The 18,848-nt window shown below is 52.3% G+C and carries 12 protein-coding genes; 5 read left to right on the forward strand and 7 right to left on the reverse strand.

Annotation, left to right across the window (positions count from 1 at the left end):
* Positions 1-262 precede the first annotated feature (262 nt).
* The 4 genes from THEAM_RS05130 to THEAM_RS05145 all read right to left on the reverse strand — a co-directional run bounded on the left by THEAM_RS05130 (position 263) and on the right by THEAM_RS05145 (position 7,733).
* Complete coding sequence (locus THEAM_RS05130; RefSeq protein ID WP_013537774.1) at positions 263-2,113, reverse strand: citrate/2-methylcitrate synthase; 1,851 nt, start codon at positions 2,111-2,113, stop codon at positions 263-265.
* A 13-nt stretch (positions 2,114-2,126) separates the two neighbouring features.
* On the reverse strand, positions 2,127-3,428 hold the full coding sequence (locus tag THEAM_RS05135; protein ID WP_013537775.1) for an ATP citrate lyase citrate-binding domain-containing protein: 1,302 nt from the start codon (positions 3,426-3,428) through the stop codon (positions 2,127-2,129).
* 82 nt (positions 3,429-3,510) lie between these two features.
* Complete coding sequence (locus THEAM_RS05140; protein WP_013537776.1) at positions 3,511-5,718, reverse strand: NADP-dependent isocitrate dehydrogenase; 2,208 nt, start codon at positions 5,716-5,718, stop codon at positions 3,511-3,513.
* 56 nt (positions 5,719-5,774) lie between these two features.
* Positions 5,775-7,733 (reverse strand): aconitate hydratase, encoded by a 1,959-nt coding sequence (locus THEAM_RS05145; RefSeq protein ID WP_013537777.1) that lies wholly within the window; start codon positions 7,731-7,733, stop codon positions 5,775-5,777.
* Positions 7,734-7,914: 181 nt separating this feature from the next.
* On the opposite strand from THEAM_RS05145, the gene THEAM_RS05150 reads away from it, so the two are divergent.
* Together THEAM_RS05150 and THEAM_RS05155 are read left to right on the forward strand one after the other, a co-directional pair.
* Entirely contained in the window at positions 7,915-8,769 is an 855-nt protein-coding gene (locus THEAM_RS05150) for a hypothetical protein (RefSeq protein WP_013537778.1), read from the forward strand.
* A gap of 58 nt (positions 8,770-8,827) precedes the next feature.
* Positions 8,828-10,009 (forward strand): RtcB family protein, encoded by a 1,182-nt coding sequence (locus THEAM_RS05155; RefSeq protein ID WP_013537779.1) that lies wholly within the window; start codon positions 8,828-8,830, stop codon positions 10,007-10,009.
* A gap of 16 nt (positions 10,010-10,025) precedes the next feature.
* Here THEAM_RS05155 and THEAM_RS05160 read toward each other — a convergent pair whose 3' ends face one another.
* The 3 genes from THEAM_RS05160 to THEAM_RS05170 form a co-directional block, all read right to left on the reverse strand.
* A complete protein-coding gene (locus THEAM_RS05160) occupies positions 10,026-11,048 on the reverse strand; it encodes a nitrate- and nitrite sensing domain-containing protein (RefSeq protein WP_013537780.1) in 1,023 nt (340 codons plus the stop codon).
* Between the two features lie 138 nt (positions 11,049-11,186).
* Positions 11,187-12,260, reverse strand: a complete 1,074-nt coding sequence (locus tag THEAM_RS05165) for a hypothetical protein (protein WP_013537781.1) — start codon at positions 12,258-12,260, stop codon at positions 11,187-11,189.
* Between the two features lie 75 nt (positions 12,261-12,335).
* Entirely contained in the window at positions 12,336-14,279 is a 1,944-nt protein-coding gene (locus tag THEAM_RS05170; protein ID WP_013537782.1) for a DUF505 domain-containing protein, read from the reverse strand.
* Positions 14,280-14,405: 126 nt separating this feature from the next.
* On the opposite strand from THEAM_RS05170, the gene THEAM_RS05175 reads away from it, so the two are divergent.
* The 3 genes from THEAM_RS05175 to THEAM_RS05185 are packed head-to-tail and all read left to right on the forward strand — an operon-like array spanning position 14,406 to position 18,832.
* Positions 14,406-16,148, forward strand: a complete 1,743-nt coding sequence (locus THEAM_RS05175) for a chloride channel protein (RefSeq protein WP_013537783.1) — start codon at positions 14,406-14,408, stop codon at positions 16,146-16,148.
* The gene (gene mutL, locus THEAM_RS05180) at positions 16,145-17,575 is read left to right on the forward strand and encodes a DNA mismatch repair endonuclease MutL (RefSeq protein ID WP_013537784.1); all 1,431 of its coding nucleotides are present in this window, start codon (positions 16,145-16,147) and stop codon (positions 17,573-17,575) included. Before THEAM_RS05175 ends, mutL begins: the two co-directional genes overlap by 4 nt.
* A gap of 9 nt (positions 17,576-17,584) precedes the next feature.
* Positions 17,585-18,832, forward strand: a complete 1,248-nt coding sequence (locus THEAM_RS05185; protein WP_013537785.1) for an NCS2 family permease — start codon at positions 17,585-17,587, stop codon at positions 18,830-18,832.
* Positions 18,833-18,848: the final 16 nt, after the last annotated feature.

An 18,848-nucleotide genomic window follows, 5' to 3' on the forward strand; every position in this document is an offset into this window, starting at 1 on the left:
ACCGCTCCTCCGGGTAGGAGTTCAGAAAATTTTAAACTATCTAAGCCCAATTGTCCTAAGCTATATTAGAACCTAAATAATATAGCTAACATTATAGGTATTGACATATTAGCATACTTAGCCTAAATTAAGGGGTGCACCTCCCCTCCAATTCCCATGGTACCCTCCTTAGGCTGGCCTGCGGGCCAGCTCTTTTTTATTCACAGAGCGAAAATAAAAAAGGGGGGCTTTTGCCCCCCTTAATCGTATAAAGGGTCTAACGCTAAACGCCCTCTGGCCTCTTAACGTCGTAGAGGATATCGTCCCACGGATGCCTGTAAAGGGGCATAGCAAGACGCTTCTCGTCAAGGATGTGGCCGATAAACCCGATTGAACGGCCCAAGACGAAGAAGGCGTTAAATGCACCGGCTTCAATGAGCTCGTCAATCTCGGCTTCGGAGAAACCGAGGCTCCTGAACATATCAACCAGGAGAACGCCGATTGTTCCGTCAACGTTGAGGATGAGGTTCTCCTTCTTGGCGGTGGTAACCTTCTCAACCTCAAGGGCGTAGTCGAGAAGCTCTGTAGAGGGGAAGTTCTCCTTGGCGTAGTTCTTGAGGAGCTCCACCCTCTTATCGGGGTTCTTAGTTGACTTAATCCTGTGGCCGATACCGGGAATCGGCTTCTTCTCAACCTTCTTCATATACTCAACAAACTCAAAGGGATCCATTCCCTTCTCTTTGGCCATCTTAAAGTACTTAGCGGCTCCGTCGATTGCACCGCCGAACCTGGGGCCGATTGTCAGAAGACCGGTAACAAGGGAGGAGATAAGGTCCTTTCCGGCCCTTGCGGTAACTTTTGCGTTGTGGGCACCGGAAACGGCAGGACCGTGGTCTGCAACAATTTTGATTACCATGTCAATGAAGTCGGAAGCCCACTTGGGAAACTTCCTCTTAAACCAGAGGAGGCCGATAACGTCGGCAATCGAGTAGCCCTTCTCAACAACTTCAGAAATCGGAACGCCGCAGTAGGTAGCCTCCTCGCCGCGGTCGTCGGAAATGGTACAGATAAAGTGGGTAGGCCTTCTAACCTTGCCGGCCCTCCTTGCCTTGTCGTAGTCTTCGGGAATGGGTGGAACCTCGGGCTCCTCAATCTCTCCGATTTCGCCTTTGGCCTTAAGGTCTTCGTAAACTTTCCTGATGAGGTCAGGGATATCGTTGAAGGATTCGGGAACGAGTGCTCCGGCCTCCCTGAGGGCCCTGTTCTTGGCGTCGGCGGTCTCCCTATCGGCACCGGCCTTAGCACCGGCGTGGCCGAACTGAACCTCTCCGCCGAAGTGCTTCGCAATCGTTCCGATACACCAAGCGATTAAGGGCTTAGTGATAAGCCCCTTCTCAAGAGCTTCAACAACCATGTACTCAAGCTCTCCACCGACCTCACCCAGCATAACCATGTACTTAACTGCCGGGTTCTTTTGGAACCTTAAGAGGTGGTCGAGGAAGTCTGAGCCGGGGAACCTGTCTCCGCCGATAGCTATACCTTCAACGATACCGTCGGCGTTGCGGGCAATTATGTTTGAGAGCTCGTTAAAGAGACCACCGGAGCGGGTTACGAGTCCGCAGGAGCCGGGGCGGTGAAGCTTAGACTTAACGATGTTCTCAAGGGTTCCGCCTGCGTTTCCGATTCTGAAAGCTCCTGCAGCAATTCCGCCGACAGTAGCAGGACCGATTATCCACTTGCCCTCTTGCTTGGCCCTTGCGGCCATGTCGCGGGCGAGCCTTTCGGGAATACCCTCAGCGGTAATTGCAATTGTCCTGATTGTGGGTATGTTGAGGGCCTCCCTCGCAACGTCGTAAGCGGTCCTGAAGGAGGCGAAGTTAACGAGAACGTCGGCCTCGGGGTGAGCTTCTGCCGCCTCGGTAGTTGAGCGGTAGATGGGAATCATAATCTCTTCAGTGCCGTAGAAGAACTTGTCAAACTTCCTGCTCTGGGTGGGAGCAACAATTGCAACTATCGAAGGTGAACGACCTACAAGGTAATCGTAGTCGAGCATACGCTGGATAGCGTTCCTGTTAAGGTTCCAGAAGATAGCCTTAGTGTCTCTATCGAAGAGAAGATATTCGGGCCTTGCCATTTTTCCCTCCTGCTTATGGATTCTCGGTAAGAGCTTTCTTAACGATTTCGGTCATGTGGGTTTCGGGGCCGTAAACCTCTATCGGAAGACCGAGCTCTTCGGCTGCCTTCTTAATTTTTGCAAGTCCAACCTCGTAGTTGGGACCACCGCGGCGAACGTAAATCTTAACGCCCACTTCCTTCATCTTGTCGGCGTACTCCTTGAAGGCGTCGATGATTCCGTCGAAGGTCTTAGCAACGTCTGTGAAGTTGGCAATAGCACCGCCGATGATGAGGATTTTCGGCCTACCCTGAGGGTCTTTATGGCGTGTCATAAGGTCGAGAACGGTTTTAACGTACTCCCTGGTCTCGGCCCTCGAGGGGTTACCGGAGTACTCACCGTAGTTTGCAAGCTCCTTAACGTAGCCGAGGTCTGCAACAGTATCGGCGTAAACTACCGAAGCACCGCCGCCTGCAACAAGGGTCCAAATCCTTCCCTCGGGATTGAGGATTGTTAGCTTAAGGGAGGCACCGGACTTTTCGTCCATCTCCTTAATGTACTTCTCCTCGGGGGAGAGCTCACCGCCAAAACCTGCAGGGAACTCAAGCTCACCCCACTTCCTTCCGACGAGGAACTGGGCAGTGTCGTCAACCCTTCCAACGAAGTCAAGGGGGTAAACTTTGTTCCCGACCATAACAAGGGGGTTAATCTCAAGGTAGGCAAAATGCATATCCCTGAAGAAGCGGTAGAGGCGCTTAACGAAGTCTGCGTACTTCTCCTTGTCTTTAATCTCCTCGGGAACGTTCTCCTCAATCAGCCTGTCAATCTCCTCCTCGGTTGCAAGCGGAGGTATAACGATTTCCCTAACCTTATCCCAGTTCTCCTCAACGTCGATTCCGCCGAAGGCAGACATGTAGATGTGGTCACCGTCGTAGCCGAGGGTCATTGCAACGTAGTACTCATCTTCCGGAGCGTGGGGAACGCAGGGCTCAATGAGGAAGTGGGTCAGCTTACCCTTCTTGCCCTTAATCTCAACCTCTTCCTGCATCTTCTCCCTAATCCACTGCTTAACGGTCTCGTAGTCAACGTCGCAGGGCTTTTCCTTCTTGAAGAGAATAAGCCCCAGCTTACCCCTCTTACCAAAGAGCATGTCGGGCTTTGCAACAAGGGGCATCTCTAAGAGCCACGGGTACTGCTCGGGAAGCCTGTCAAGGTCTGTTTCCGGAGTAACGAGAACCGACTTAAAGTCATACTCAAACTCCGGAGCGAAGTACTCGTTCCAGTGCTCGGCAAGAATCCTCTTGCCGTCGTACTCCCTGATTCCTCTCTGAGCCATCTATCTCCTCCTTGCAAATGCTTTCAAATATTAAAAAGGGGGGCTTGATGCCCCCCTAATTTTACAACTTTTTTACAAGTTTCTACAGGTTGTCTATTATCTCGTTGAAGGTCTTGGAAGGCCTCATTGCGGCAGTAGCTTTCTCGTCGTCGGGGTGGTAGTAGCCGCCGATGTCCTTGGGAGAGCCCTCGGTTGCGGCGATTTCGGAGAGAATCTTCTCCTCGTTCTCAATGAGCTTCGCCGCAACGGGCTCAAAAATCTTGGCAAGCTCGGCGTCTTTTGTCTGAGCCGCAAGCTCCTCGGCCCAGTAGCGGGCAAGCCAGTAGTGGCTTCCGCGGGTGTCGAGCTGGCCGACTTTACGCTTGGGAGTCTTGTCGTTGTCGAGGTAACGCTCAACAGCCTTAGAGAGGGTCTCGGCCATAACGAGGATTCTCTCGTTCTCGCTTCCGGCCTGCTTGTAGGCGAGCTTCAGTGCCTCAACGAAGGCGAGGAACTCACCGAGGGAATCCCACCTGAGGTGGCCCTCTTTAACGAACTGCTGAACGTGCTTGGGAGCAGAGCCGCCTGCACCGGTCTCAAAGAGTCCGCCGCCTGCGATAAGGGGAACGATTGAGAGGGCCCTTGCAGATGTTCCAACCTCAATAATCGGAAAGAGGTCTGTCAGGTAATCCCTGAGAACGTTTCCGGTAACGGAGATGGTGTCAAGACCCTTCCTGAAGCGCTCTAAGGTAAACTTCATCGCCTCCCTGGGAGGCTTAATGTAGTACTCAACGCCCTCAAGGTCGTACTTGTTGAGCTCTTCCTTAACCTTCTCGATAAGCTGCCTGTCGTGGGCCCTTAAAGAGTCGAGCCAGAAAACGATTGGAAGGCCTGTCTCCTTGGCCCTGTTTACAGCAAGCTTAACCCAGTCGCGGATTGCAATGTCTTTGGTGTGGCAGCTACGGTAGATGTCGTCCTTCTCTACCTCGTGCTCCATAAGAACGTTTCCTTCCTCGTCAACAATCCTGATTTTACCGTCGGCAGGGGGGAAGAAGGTCTTGTCGTGGGAGCCGTACTCCTCGGCCTTCATTGCCATAAGGCCGATGTTCTGAACCGTTCCCACCTTTGTGGGGTCGAACTGGCCGCGAACCTTAATATCTTCAACGATTTCAGAGTACATGGTAGCGTAGGAGCGGTCGGGAACGGTGATTACGCAGTCGTCGGTCTCACCGCTGGGGCCCCAACCCTGAAGGCCGTTCTTGATAACGGCGGGGATTGAAGCGTCGATGATTACGTCGTTGGGCCTGTGGAGGTTGGTAATTCCGCGGTCGGAGTCAACCATGTAGAGGCGGGGCTGCTCCTTGTAAATCTCCTCAAGGGTCTTCTTAATCTCCTCCTGCTTCTCAGGAGAGAGCTTAGAGAGCTTGTTCTCAAGGTCTATGAGTCCTTTGTTGGGGTCGAAACCGATTTCCTCAAGCTCCTTGCCGTGCTTCTCAAAGAGCTTCTTGTAGTAAACCCTTATGGCGTCTCCGAAGATGGCAGGGTCGGAGACCTTCATCATTGTAGCCTTAACGTGGAGGGAGAATAGGATGTCCTTATCCTTGGCGTCGTTGATAACCTCTTCGAAAAACTCCTTGAGCTTCCTGCGGCTCATAAAGGTGCCGTCTATAACGTCACCCATTCCCACTTCAATCTCTTTGAGAACCTGAACGTTACCGTCCTTGTCAACGAACTCGTAGCGGATTTTTCCGTCTTTCTTGATAGTTACAGACTTCTCGTGCTCGTAGAAGTCACCGCTCTTCATGTAGGCAACGTAGGACTCAGACTTGGGGGAAACGTCCCTCATCTTGTGGGGGTGCTTCTTGGCGTAGTTCTTAACCGGCGGAGCGATGCGCCTGTCGGAGTTACCCTGCCTGAGAACCGGGTTAACAACAGAGCCTACACACTTGTCGTACTTGGCCTTGATTTCCTTCTCTTCCTCGGTTTGGGGGTTTTCAGGGTAGTCGGGAAGGTCGTAACCCTGGCTCTGGAGCTCCTTAATAGCCTCAATAAGCTGAGGAACGGAAGCGGAAATGTTGGGGAGCTTAACGATGTTTGCCTCGGGCTTCCAAACGAGCTCACCCAGGTAGGCAAGGTCGTCAGGCTGGTAGCCGAACTGGGCGAGAATCCTTCCGGCCAGAGAGATGTCCCTCTGCTCAAGCTCCACCCCTGCGTGCTTAACAAAGTTCTTCATAATGGGGTAGAGGGAGTAGGTTGCAAGGGCCGGAGCCTCGTCAACCTTTGTCCAGATAATAGTGGGCTTTTTCGCCATATCCTCCTCCTCACCGATTTTTTTCAATTTAAAGGGGGCCCAAAGCCCCCGAAGAACTACTGAGCCCTGTTCTTCTTCTCGAACTTCTGCTTAACGTAGGCAAGAACGCCGCCTGCCTTGATGATTTCAACCTGCCTCTTGTTGAGGCCGTGCTTTGTGGGAATGGAAATGCCTTTAGTTCTGTTAATTACAGTAATGATGTTGTCCTCGCCGGGAGCGAAGTTTGAAAGGTCAATCTCAAGCCAGTCTCCCTGGTCAATCTTGTCGTAGTCCTCCTTGTTAACGAAAACGAGGGGAAGAATTCCGAAGTTGATGAGGTTTGCGTGGTGGATACGGGCAAAGGACTTTGCAATTACGGCTTTAATTCCGAGGTACATGGGGCCAATTGCGGCGTGCTCACGGGAGGAGCCCTGTCCGTAGTTCTCGCCGCCTACGATGAATCCGCCGCCCTTTTCTTTAGCCCTCTGGGCAAAGGTCTCATCTACAACAGAGTAGACGTACTCGGAGATTGCAGGAATGTTGGAGCGGAGGGGAAGGATTTTCGCACCGCCGGGGATAATGTGGTCGGTTGTGATGTTGTCGCCAACTTTAAGGAGAACTTCGCCCTCGAGCTTATCTCCGAGGGGCTCCTTGTAGCCTACGTAGTTGATTGTCGGACCCTTCCAGATTTCAACTTCATCCGGGTCGGCGGCGGGAGCGTAAATCATGGAGTCGTCAATCTCGAACTTCTCGGGGAGGAAGACCTTGATTTCCTCAAGTCCGAGGTCTCTCGGGTCGGTAATTACTCCCTTCATTGCAGTTGCGGCCGCAGTTTCGGGGGAAGCGAGGTAAACTTCGGCGTCCTTTGTTCCGGAGCGGCCGTAGAAGTTCCTGTTAAAGGTCCTGACGGAAACTCCTCCGGAGGGCGGAGCAAATCCCATTCCGATACAGGGGCCGCAGGCGTTTTCAAGAATCCTGAAGCCGGCCCTTAGAAAGACGTCGTAGTAGCCTTCCTTATCCATCATCCTGAGAACCTGCTTAGAGCCGGGAGAAATTGCGGCGGAAACCATCGGGTGAACCATCTTACCGGTTCTCTTGAACATCTCTCCTACGGTCTTGAGGTCACGGTAGGAGGAGTTCGTACAGGAGCCGATTGCAACCTGGTGAACCCTTAAGCCCTCAACTTCCTTAACCTTCTTAACGTTGTCGGGCATGTGGGGGCAGGCAATCAGGGGCTCAAGCTCGGAAAGGTCAATGTCTATAACTTCGTCGTAGGTTGCGTCCGGGTCGGCCTGCAGGGGCCTCCACTGGGCCTCCCTTCCTTGAGCCTTCATGAAGAGGTAGGTCTGCTCGTCGCTGGGGAAGATTGAAGTTGTAGCTCCGAGCTCCGCACCCATGTTGGTAATCGTTGCCCTTTCGGGAACGGTAAGGTACTTAACCCCTTCACCGCCGTACTCAAATACCCTTCCGAGTCCTCCCTTAACGGTAAGCCTGCGAAGAAGCTCAAGGATAATGTCCTTGGCTGAAACAAAGGGCCTGAGCTTACCGTAGAGGTTAACCCTTACAACTTTGGGCATTGTGAGGTAGAAGGGCTCTCCGGCCATTGCAAGGGCTACGTCCATTCCGCCGGCGCCGATTGCGAGCATTCCGATACCGCCGGCAGTGGGGGTGTGGGAGTCGGAACCGAGAAGGGTCTTTCCGGGAACGGCAAACCTTTCAAGGTGAACCTGATGGCAGATACCGTTTCCGGCCTTGCTGAAGTAAACTCCGAACTTTGCGGCGGCAGTTTGGAGGAAGAGGTGGTCGTTTGCGTTCTCGGGGCCGCCAGCCTGAAGGGTGTTGTGGTCTACGTAGGAGACCGAAAGCTCCGTCTGAACCTTGGGCAGGCCCATGGCCTCAAAGTGAAGGTAGGCCATAGTTCCGGTAGCGTCCTGGGTAAGGGTCTGGTCGATTCTGATGGCAATGGGCTTTCCGGGGGTCATATCCCCTTCTACAAGGTGGGTTTTGATAATCTTCTGGACGATGTTCAGTCCCATTTCTCCTCCTTATGTAATAAGGCTTTGCTGACCTGAGTATATCCAATACGCTCCCGTGACTGCAAAGATTATGTAAAAAATTTGTAAAAATTTCAACACTCCATAAAAAGTTAAAACCCTTTAACTTCTCCCCCGCTTCCGCGGTGATAAGCTCAAAAGTGAACGGTATCGGGAGGGGGAAATGAGACGTTCAGTAATTGCCGCCCTGTCCCTCTGCTTCCTGGTTACCCTACAAGGGTGCAGCTCCCAAATATCGGGAAGCATAGGAACGGTAATTTCGGCAGTTAAGGGGCTCAAGCAGAAACAGGAGCAACCGCAGAAACCCCGGGGCATACCTTTCTCCGGAGAGGTGGTTATCACCGACGACTCTAAGGAGTGGTTCTTCAAACCCCTGTGGTTCGATGCAGGGGCGGCAAGCAGGGTTTACTACCAGGTAAACTCCGGGAAACCGGTATTTTTGGTCGAAGGCGTAGGTCCAAAACCGAAGGTGGGAGCTCCCATCCCCATAAGAGGGCTCAAAAAGGGAGACCGGGTTAGGTTTTTAGTGAAAACGTGCCAGGGGGAGAGGTGGATAGGGCCGGTCTACTCAACCAACAAAAAGTTCTTTAAGGCACTAAAAGAAGGAAAGGGAAGATACTACTTCCAGTACGAAGATGCAGTAGGTTGGGATATGGGCTACAACGACGGGGCCTTCCTCTTTTACCAGAAGGGAAACGGCCCCGAGCCGAACCGATTCGTGAGAATCGAGGAGTTTACAGTTTACAAATCCGACGAGGGCCCCCTATTTAAGGGCGTTGTTTGGGTCGGTAAACCGGGAAGAGTAGAGGCAGAGATTGTCCTCCGGGACAGTAGTTGGGGCGTTTATAAGGTTGTAAAGCTTCCCCTGGAGGCCCAAAGAGCGGGAGAGTACAGGTTCAGCTACACGTTTAAGGGGCCCCTACCCGACCCGATGTACACGGCGATTTTTAAGGTGCGGTTCAAGGGCGAGAGCGACGCACGGGTAAGAGGCGTAAAGGGATGCGTAGATAGCATATAACTCCGCCCGGGTTCAGGGGCCTATTTTATTGGCGGGAACAAATACTCAGGAGGAGGATATGGCCCTTGAACCCGAAGTTATAGAGGGAAGGGTTCCCATTTACATTTACGCCAAAGAGGTTGAGCCCGAAGTGAGGGCTCAGATAGAGAGGATTAAAGACCTTCCTTTCTTCCGGGATAAGATTGTGATAATGCCCGACTGCCACGCCGGGAAGGGGTGTGTTATCGGGTTTACCGGCTACTTCGACGATGTTGTCATTCCTAACATTGTGGGCGTTGATATAGGGTGCGGGGTTTACACCTACCCGCTGGGAATAAAAGTAGACAGGGGAAACCCCAAGGAAGACATCAACCTGCCAAAGTTTGACGCTTTCGTTAAGGGAAACATCCCAACAGGGCTTACTTCACGGAGTAAAAAGAACGCCAAAAAGCTACCGCTAACAAAAGAGGATAAAGAGCTTCTATCCGAAATACGCTCCCTCCTCATAAACACCTACAGAATTGAGCTGAACGAGCCCCTCTTGCAGGTGGGGACCCTCGGAAGCGGAAACCACTTCTTAGAGCTGGGAGTAGACCAGGAGGGGGAGCTTTATTTAACGGTCCACACCGGCTCGAGGAATTTGGGACTGAGGGTGTGCAACCACTTCCAGAGGAAGGCCAAAGAGTACACGAAAAAGGTGATGCCCGAACTCCCGGCAGACCTTGCCTTTCTGCCCCTGAACAAAGGAGGGAGGGAGTACCTAAAGGCGATGCGGCTGGCCCAGCGGTATGCAGACCTAAACAGGAGGACGATTCTGAAAATTATTGTAGAGGAGTTCTTCAAACAGGAGTTTAAAGAGGAGAAGCTGATTAAGAGCGTCCACAACTACATAGACCTTGAAAGGGACCTCTGCGTAAGGAAGGGGGCAATTTCGGCCCACAGAGGCGAGAGGGTTGTTATTCCCTTTAACCTGACAACAGGGCTCGTAATAGGAAGGGGAAAAGGAGTAAGGAGCCTGAACTGCTCTGCACCTCACGGGGCCGGCAGGAAAGTGAGCAGAAGGAAGGCAAAGGAACAGTTTACGGTATCGGAGTTCAGAAAGGCCGTTGAAGAGGCGGGAGTTTACTCTTCAACCGTTTCGAAGGAGACCCTCGACGAGGCTCCCTTTGCCTACAAGGACCCGAACGAGATTTTAGAGTTCCTGCCAAAAACCGTTGAGATTGAGAGATTCGTAAAACCCATATACAACTTAAAGGGTTAAAGAGGGGTAGCTTCGGCTACCCCTCTTCCTTGGCGGTTTTAATCGAGGTTCCCATAACCACAACGATAATGAGAATGGCAATAGCCGCAAGGCCAAAAGTGATGTAGAGTTCGCTCTTTGCAGCGGAGAGCTTCTCTGTAATCCTCGATATGAGGTCTTGGGCCGTGTAGTCTTCAACCTTCTTCATTAGGTTAATCTTCTGGGTGATGGTGGAGAACCACAGGTTGGGGTCAACGTTCCAACCACCCTGGAAGGGAGTTTGGAGTGCAAGCTCTTCGTAGTTTTTAACCTGCTGGGCAGACTGGCTGCTGGAGACAACTTCCCTGTAGTAGCGGACAACGTTCTCGGGAGCTGCAAGCTCAAAGGACTTTAAAAAGGCCTTCTGCTGAGCCATAAGGTCAACAAAGCGCTGGAAAAGCTGGGGGGTGCTGAACTTGTTGTTTGCAAAGGCAACAGAGAGTATGGCCCTCTCCAGACCGGCCTTCTCCTTTGCGTACATCAGGTCGGAGTAACCGAGAAGCTCCCTTGAGATGTCGGCCTCTTTGGCGTAGTGGGCCAAACGGGCAACGAGGTCTATGAGTTTATTGTCGAGGTTCGTGTAAAAGGCAATGGCCTGACGAAGGGTAACCTCTTTAGAGTCCACTTTAAGGCGCTCGGAGCTAATGGCCTTGAGGTTATCGAGAACATCAACAAGCTCCTGGCGAATTTTCGGCGGGAAGGCCATAAGGGTCTCTTTGTTGAGAAGCTCCTCGAGTTTGGCAATCTCCTTGTCGGTCTCTGCCCGCTGGGCCTTCAGCTCCTCTTTGAAGGTTTCGCCGCCGCTGCCGAGGAAGCCGGCGGTTCTCCCCCTCTCCTTTTGAAGCTCATGCACAACGGCAGAAACGCGGGTTGAGATGAGGATGCTCGTCTTTAACTTCTCGAGGTTCTCCTCCTTCTTCAGGTTTTGGGAAATTAGGAAGAAAGAGAGAACGGCAATAACAAAAATCGACACAAGGCCCACAAGGAGTACTTTTCCGGTGCCTTTACCGTTTTGTGCCACCTTCTCCTCCGGTAAACAGGTTTTGCACCCTGTAGTTTACCCTATTGGGTAACCGTTTAAGGTTAAACCGAAGGAGGTTTAGACGGGAATAAAGAAAGGGCGGCCGAAGCCGCCCCCTTTAAACTCAAGGAGAGAGTTCTAAGCTATCGGGTAGGCAACAGGCGGCCGCTCCTCAACGAGCCTGATGTTCTCAGCCTCCTTGGGCAGGGGAACAACCTTTACCCTCTCGACCCAACGTTCGGGCAGGTGGATTACCCTTCCGCCTATCCTGATGGTTGCGGGGGCAACCCTTGCCTTGTAGCGGATTCTAACACCCCAAACCTTCCTGCCGAAGCGGTTTTCAAACTCGCCGGGGCCTTCAATTTCTATGTCTTTGGCACTACCGGGGAAGTAAAGCCTCTTTGCGTACTCCCTGTTCCTTCCCTTGTGGTAGTAAACAAGCCAGAGAACCTTTCCTTCCTTGTACTTGGCCTCGGTGGGAATGTACTGCTCGGCTTTCTGCTCCTCTTCAAGCAGGCGCTGAACATACTGCTGAAGGGTTTCGTCTTCCCTCACTTCGTTTTCGCTCCAGCGCTCAAACTCAACCTGCCACCCTTTAACTTGAGCAATTATGTTTGCAAGTTTTACGTTTCTGCCTTCCTCTTTTTCAACAAGCTCGTCTATTTTGTCGATGATATCTGCAAAACGCTCCCTGAAATCGGGGAGTTTTGTTATTGCAACAATTAGGTCTCCCTGTTTTTTCAGCCTTTCAAGGGTCTCTTCAGAATCTGCAAGGACCATCGCTTTTCTTATTTCGCAGAAGTTCCTACGGAGCTCTTCAAGTATTTCGGGAGATAGTTTCAAGTCAACCACGCTTTCAAGGATTTCCTTCATAACTTGCTGGGGAATCTCTTCAAGCCTCTCCTCTATGGTCTTGTTCTCGCTTCCCCAGGGGTTGTACTCCTTGTCCCAACCTTTGTACTTGGCGATGTAGTTGGCAAGCCTTACGGTTACCCTGTTCTCCTCGCAGGCAACTTCCCTCAGCTCCTCGACCATAGAGCCGAACTTCTTCTTCCAGAACGGCGAGTAGGTAAGCGTACACAGGTAGTCGGAGCGTTTTTTGAGGTCTGTAAGCTGTTCGGGGGTTTCAACTTCGAGCATTTCGTCGCGGATGATGCAGTTGATACGACGGATGTCGTCCGGCCCCTCAACCTTACCGTAGATTACGGCCATCTCTCCCTCCTTGGATTCGGTTTTATGTTTCCTATTGAGAGGAGGGGGAGCTATAAACTCCCCCTATAGGAAATATTAGTTCAACTTCTCAAGGGCTTCAAGGATTAAGAGGCCGGCTTCGTTTATGGAGTTCTTACCGACAAGGTTGGAGGCCCTGAGGATAACCATCTCCCTCTCGAAGGACTCGGGGTCGAGCCCGGAGAGCTTTATGGCCTCTTTGATGTTCTTGGGCAGAATCCTGATTTTCTGCTCTTTAACGTACAGGGTTCCTACTTTCCTGAGGGCTTCAAGAACCCTTACCGCAAGGGGTGTAATTGGGTTTGCAAGGCCTTCCGGAGTTCCCGAAAGGGCCCTCTTTATGAGCTTTCCGGCTTCGGTCAGAATTATTGCCTCGTTCTGGAGTATGTCGATGTAACCGCGGGCCTCCAGCTTGTTGAGGGCGTACTCAATCTCTTCGTGCCAGGTTTCGTCAAAGTGCTGGTAGAGGTCCTTCACGAAGAAGCCTTTCTCGGGGAGTTTGTGGAGGACTTGAAGCTCAAAACGGGTAATGTGGGGAAGCCTTCTGATTTCGTAAGCCATGTCGGCGTACATCTTACCGGCTTCTGTGGGCGCTCCGCCACCGATGAGCAGGGCGTTTACACCCTTGTTGTACCAGTCAACGTTCGGAGACGCAAACTCCTTGTTGGTGATTGTGATGGCCTTAACGGCAACGGCGGGTATCTCCCTGAAACCTCGCTTTTTCATGTCTTCAAGGACTTTCTTACCGTAGTCGGTAAGGTAGTGAACTTTTTTGCCTTCGTGCTCCTCGGCCCTTACAAGGTTGAAGGCTTCAAGGGTGTAGAGGGACTCTTGAACGATGTCGTACATCTTCTTGTACCACTCGTTCCCTTTCTCGTAGAAGGACTTGAAGAGCTCCTCTACGGTTTTAACTTCGCTGAACTTTTTCTTAATCTCCTCTTTCTTCTGGTAGCCGAGGTCTTGGTAGAGCCTCCTTCCGTAGTGTTCAAGGAGGTGCTTGTACTCTTTAAGGGGCTTGTAGAAGAGGTAGTGAACCAGCTCGTCTACGGTGGGGAGGGTAGAGGGGTCCTGCTCGTGGTGCTTCCAGACCTCTTCGATTCCCCTGAGAAGCTCGGCATCTACGATTTCAACGTTCATGGACTTAACGGGTTTGAAGCTCCTCTCCTTCCAAATCCTGTAGGCCTCAAGCAGGTGCTCACCTGCAGGCAGAGGGTTACCGCTGTCGTCGATGAGGGCGAGCTCGAAGAGGACCTCTTTCTCTTCGTCTGTAACGGCGTCGAAGCCTTCGTAAACCGCCCTCTCGAGGGAGTCCATAATGTCTTCGGAGATAACGGTCTCGAGTGTGGGAGCAATCGTTTCGCAGGCCGCCTTTATCTCTTTACCGAGTGCCGTAAGGGCGTAGATGTCGGAGGTCGGAACTGAGAAGGCAAGGAGTCTCATGGCTCCCATGAGGATGGGGAACCTGCCTCCTGCAGGGAGCATGGAAGACTCTGCAGGGCCCGGAGGCATCTTCTTGATGTACTCACACAGCTCCCTGTCGATGATGAGCCTGGGGTGAGCGTTTTTGAAGACCTCGTAAACGTCTTTGGCATACTGGTTTACGGCCTTAAAGACCCCTTTCTTCTCTACCTTCCTCTCCTCGATGAAGCCCCTTTTCTCAAGCTCTCCCTCTGTGAGCGGACCGGGGATGTCGTCGTTCTCGATGGCGGTTTCAATCATCATGAGAACCTCAGAGCCGAGCCACCTGAAGTCCTCGTCCCACTTGGAAGGGTGGGGAATGAGGCCTTTCTCGACCATTTCATCGATGATGTTTGCAAGTACCCTTCCCCAGTAAGTTAAGGAGTACTCAAGGGGCCTCACCATCCTCAGAAGGTTCATCCTCTCGAGCTCCAAGTAGGGAGGCTCCTCGCTCTTTACAAAGAGCTGACAGGTGGGAGCTTCGTTCTTCTCCTCCTCCCTCACTCTGAGCAGGGCAAGGGCGTGCTCCTTTCTGATTACCATTTATTCTCCCTCCTTTTAGAAAGTATTTTGCGCACTGTTAAATTATGTCAAACACCTTTTTAGGGCAATGGATTCAGCGACCAACACCCCCTGAAAACTGTCGGCTCCTTTTGTATCATATCAGGCATGATTAAAGAAATTTACGAGATAAGGAAACTCTTATTCCTCTCGGTTATAGTAGGGGTTGTAGCGGGCCTGTTCACGGCGGCGTTTTTAAAGTCTTTAGACTTCTCTACTCAGTTTTTCCTCGGCCACATAGTAGGCTACACGCCGCCGAAGCCTGCAGGAGAAGGAGGTGGAGAGGGCTACGTTTTCTACATAGCCCACAAGGCACTGCTGCCGGTTGTTACTGCAATCGGCGGGCTTATAGTGGGCTTTTTGGTTTACTACCTTGCCCCCGAGGCGGCCGGTATAGGAACAGACGTTGCCATTAAGGCCTTCCACTACGGACTCCCGATAGGGATAAAGAGCTCGATTTTAAAGTTGATAACTTCGGCAATAACCATAGGCTCCGGAGGTTCTTCGGGAAGGGAAGGCCCTATGGCCCTGATAGGGGCAGGTATAGGCAGGGGGCTGGGAGACCTGCTGAAGCTCTCGAGCAAGGAGAAGAACATACTCCTTGCCGCAGGGCTCGGAGCAGGTATAGGGGCGGTGTTCAGGGCTCCCCTTGCGGGAGGGATACTGAGTGCCGAGGTGTTTTACAAGGAAGACTTTGAGGTTGAAGCCCTCGTTCCCGGTTTCCTCGCCTCCATAATAGCCTACTTGGTTGCCGGTGCGTTTGTAGGGTACAAGCCCCTCTTTTACACCCACATTCCCTTTCCTCACTTCAGCTCCGAAATCCTAGGGGGCTACGTAGTCCTCGGGATAGTTTCGGCGTTTGTGGCTAAGTTCCTCATCTGGACCTTCTACAAGGTGAAGGAGGTTTTCGACTCCCTTAAAGTTCACCCGATTCTAAAGCCGGCAATCGGCGGCTTCCTCGTGGGGCTGTGCGGCCTTGTTACACCGTTGGCCATAGGGAACTCCTACGGCTGGGTTCAGATGTTGATGAAAGGGGAGCTTCTCTACATATCGTTTCCCGTTCTTATACTCAGCGTCCCGCTTGTGGTCCTTGCCCTCTCTCTAACGCTCGGCTCGGGGGGCTCCGGAGGGGTCTTCGGCCCGTCGCTGGTAATAGGGGGAATAACCGGGGCAGTTCTATCGCGCTTTTTCAACGACCTTCTGGGAGCCCAAGTGTTCGACATGGGAACCATGACCGTTGTGGGCATGGTTTCGGTGTTTACCGCGGCCGCAAGTGCTCCCCTTTCAACTATAGTCCTGGTAGCGGAGATGACCCAAGGTTACAACGTTCTCCCCTACGCCCTTATCTCTATGACCCTTGCCCAGAACCTTGCCGGGAACGAAAGGACAATTTTCTACTACCAGAAGCGAAACAGGCTGGAGTCTCCCGTCCACAAGGATGAGCTGAAGGCCTACATACTAAAAACGGCTAAGGTAAAAGATGTTATGACAACCAACGTCATCACCCTTACCCCCGAGGACCCGGTAATAAAGGCCAAGGAGATAATGGCAAAGAGGTTCATAGCGGGGATACCGATAGTTATAGGTAAAAAAGTTGTAGGGATTGTTACTACTTCCGATGTTTTAAAGGTTGAACCGGAGAAGATGAAGGAGACGAAGGTAAAGGAGATAATGACGCCCAAACCCCGGTGCGTTCTGCCAGACTGGGACCTTTTAGAGGTTATGAGGATATTTACAAGCGAAGGTTACGGCAGAGCACCGGTGGTAAAAGATTTTGAGTCTATGGAGCTTGTTGGGATAATCTCCCGCTCGGACATAGCACGCTACCTGGTTAAAAGGGGAGTGGTTTGATAAAGAGGCTTCCGAGAGAAGTTGTGGCGCGTATAGCGTCGGGGCAGATTGCCTCGTCTCCCGCCGCGGTTTTAAAGGAGCTAATAGAGAACGCCCTGGACGCAAAGGCAAGCGAAGTAAAGGTACAGGTTGAAACCCCTTTTAACTTTAGGGTAAGCGATAACGGCATAGGTATCCCCTACAGGGAGCTTCCCCTCGCCGTTGAGCGGTTCACAACGAGCAAGATATTTTCGGTTGAAGAGCTTGAAAGGGTAACAAGCTACGGCTTCAGAGGAGAGGCCCTCTTTGCAATTTCACAGTTTTCAACCCTGGAGATTAAGAGTCGGCACGAAGCGGAAGAGGTGGGAGGGAAGCTGGTAGTAACCGCAGGGGAGGTAAAGGAGTACTCCCCTATCCCCTTCAGAAGGGGGACAACCGTAACGGTTTCCAACCTCTTTTTTAACGTGCCGGTAAGGAGAAAGGCCACCTCTCAGAAGGAGAGGAGCCTTATGGAGCGGCTCACCCTCAGGTACGCCCTTGCAAACCCCCACGTAACTTTTAAGTTCGGCGAGCTAACGCTACCGGCAACATCCCTTAAAGAGAGGCTCATCCAGGTAACAAGGGGCAAACCCAAGTTTCAGCTTATAGAGGGAGACGGAGTTACCCTCTTTTTCTCCCGGGAGGAAAGGGGCCCCAGGGAGCTTTTTGTAAACAGAAGGCCCGTTTCCGTTCCGGAAGTTGAAAGGCTCCTTGAGGAGTTCGGAGTAAAGGCGTTCGTTCTTTTTATGGAGCTTCCGCCCGAAGAGGTGGACTTTAACGTATCTCCCCTGAAGGAGAAAGTCCTCTTTAAAAGCGAGCGGGGGGTAAAAGCCCTAAGGGAGCTCTTAGAGGGCGAGTTTAACCTGCCAAAACCCTCGGTTCAAAGAGCAAAAGCAGAGGAAGATACCGGCCCAATAGAGCTGATAGGGAGCGACGGCACAGTGCTCATTGCCCACGACAGGAAGTTCTACTACTTCTTCGACCAGCACCTAATCCACGAAAGGGTAAACTACGAAGAGCTTCTAAAGGCCCTTTTTGCGGGAAAGGTTAAGAAGGTTAAGCTGGTTCCGCCGGTTACGGTGCCGGTAACGGTGAAGGAGAAGCTCGACGCAATCCACGCCGTTTACGCCGAAAGCGAAAAAGGGCTTACCGTTTACGAAGCTCCGGAGCTGATAACCCCCGAAGAGATTAAAAAGCTTGAGAGTCAACCGCTTGAAACCGTTGCCTCCGTTGCCTGCAGACGGGCCGTAAAGGCCGGCTACGTTTTTAAAGAGTTTAAAGAGCTTGAATCCCTTTTCAACCGCTACCTCCGGTGTGCCGAGAAGGAAAGGTGCCCCCACGGCAGGCCGATATACTATAAAGTGAGGAAGCAGGTAATCTACTCCCACCTGGGGAGGAAACGGATTTAGGCGGCCGCCGTGGAGAGAGAGGAGCTAAAGAGAGAGGTCCTTGCCGGCCTCACAACCTTCTTCACGATGTCTTACATACTGGTTGTTAACCCGGCCATCCTCTCTGCAGCCGGAATGCCGAAAGAGGGGGTGATTTTCGCAACCGCCGTTTCGGCGGCGATAGCAACGTTCCTCATGGGGGTTTACGCCAAGCTCCCGTTTGCCCTTGCTCCCGGAATGGGGCTAAACGCCTACTTCGCCTATACAGTTTGCGGCCAGATGGGAATTCCGTGGCAGACCGCCCTTGCCGCCGTTTTCTTAGAGGGCGTTATCTTCCTCGTTCTGGCCCTGTTCGGGGCCCGAAGGGCCATATTCCGCTCCATTCCCCGCTCCCTTGCCTATGCGATATCGGCGGGTATAGGGCTCTTCATAGCCCTTATAGGACTGAAGAACGCCGGAATAGTAACCTACTCAAAGGCTACGCTCCTTCAGCTGGGGAACCTGAAAGAGCCGCAGGCGGTGATAACACTCCTATCTCTCATACTCATAACGCTCCTTGTAAAGAAGGGGGTGAAGGGGAGTCTGCTAATAGGTATAGGGTTTGCAACGGCGCTTGCGGCAGCCCTCGGTATGGTAAAGGCTCCCCACGCGGTTTTTGGGTTTCCCCACCCGGAAACGGCCTTTAAGCTCAGCTTCCACCAGATATTCAGCCTTCAGATAGTTCCGGTGATAACGGCATTTTTGCTGGTTGACGTTTTCGATACCGTGGGAACGCTGTCGGCACTGTGTACCCGGCTCGGCATAGAGCTTCACGACAAGAGGGTGGGCAGGGCCCTAACCTGCGACGCGGTAGGAACAACCGTAGGCGGGCTCCTGGGAACTTCAACGGTTACAACATACGTAGAGAGCGCAAGTGGCGTTGCGGCCGGAGGCAAAACGGGACTCACGGCAGTAACCGTGGCGGTTCTCTTTGCCCTGTCGCTCTTCCTATACCCTCTGATAAGCGTTGTTCCCGAGTTTGCAACCTCGGCGGTTCTGATATTCGTGGGCTACTTTATGGTTGAGTCGCTGAAGAACGTAGAGTGGTCGGACGTAACAGAGGCCCTTCCGGCCTTCGTTACGCTGATAGGCATTCCGCTGACTTTTAGTATCTCGGACGGAATGGGGTTGGGGTTCATAACCTATACGGCGGTGAAGCTCCTCTCTGGAAAATTCAAAGATTTAAACTATATTATCATCTTAATCTCACTAATCTTCGCGGCGAAGTTCTTCGCCTAAACCCCTTTGGAGGTGT

Origin of the sequence: Thermovibrio ammonificans HB-1 (assembly GCF_000185805.1) — a bacterium.
GTDB lineage: Bacteria > Aquificota > Aquificia > Desulfurobacteriales > Desulfurobacteriaceae > Thermovibrio > Thermovibrio ammonificans.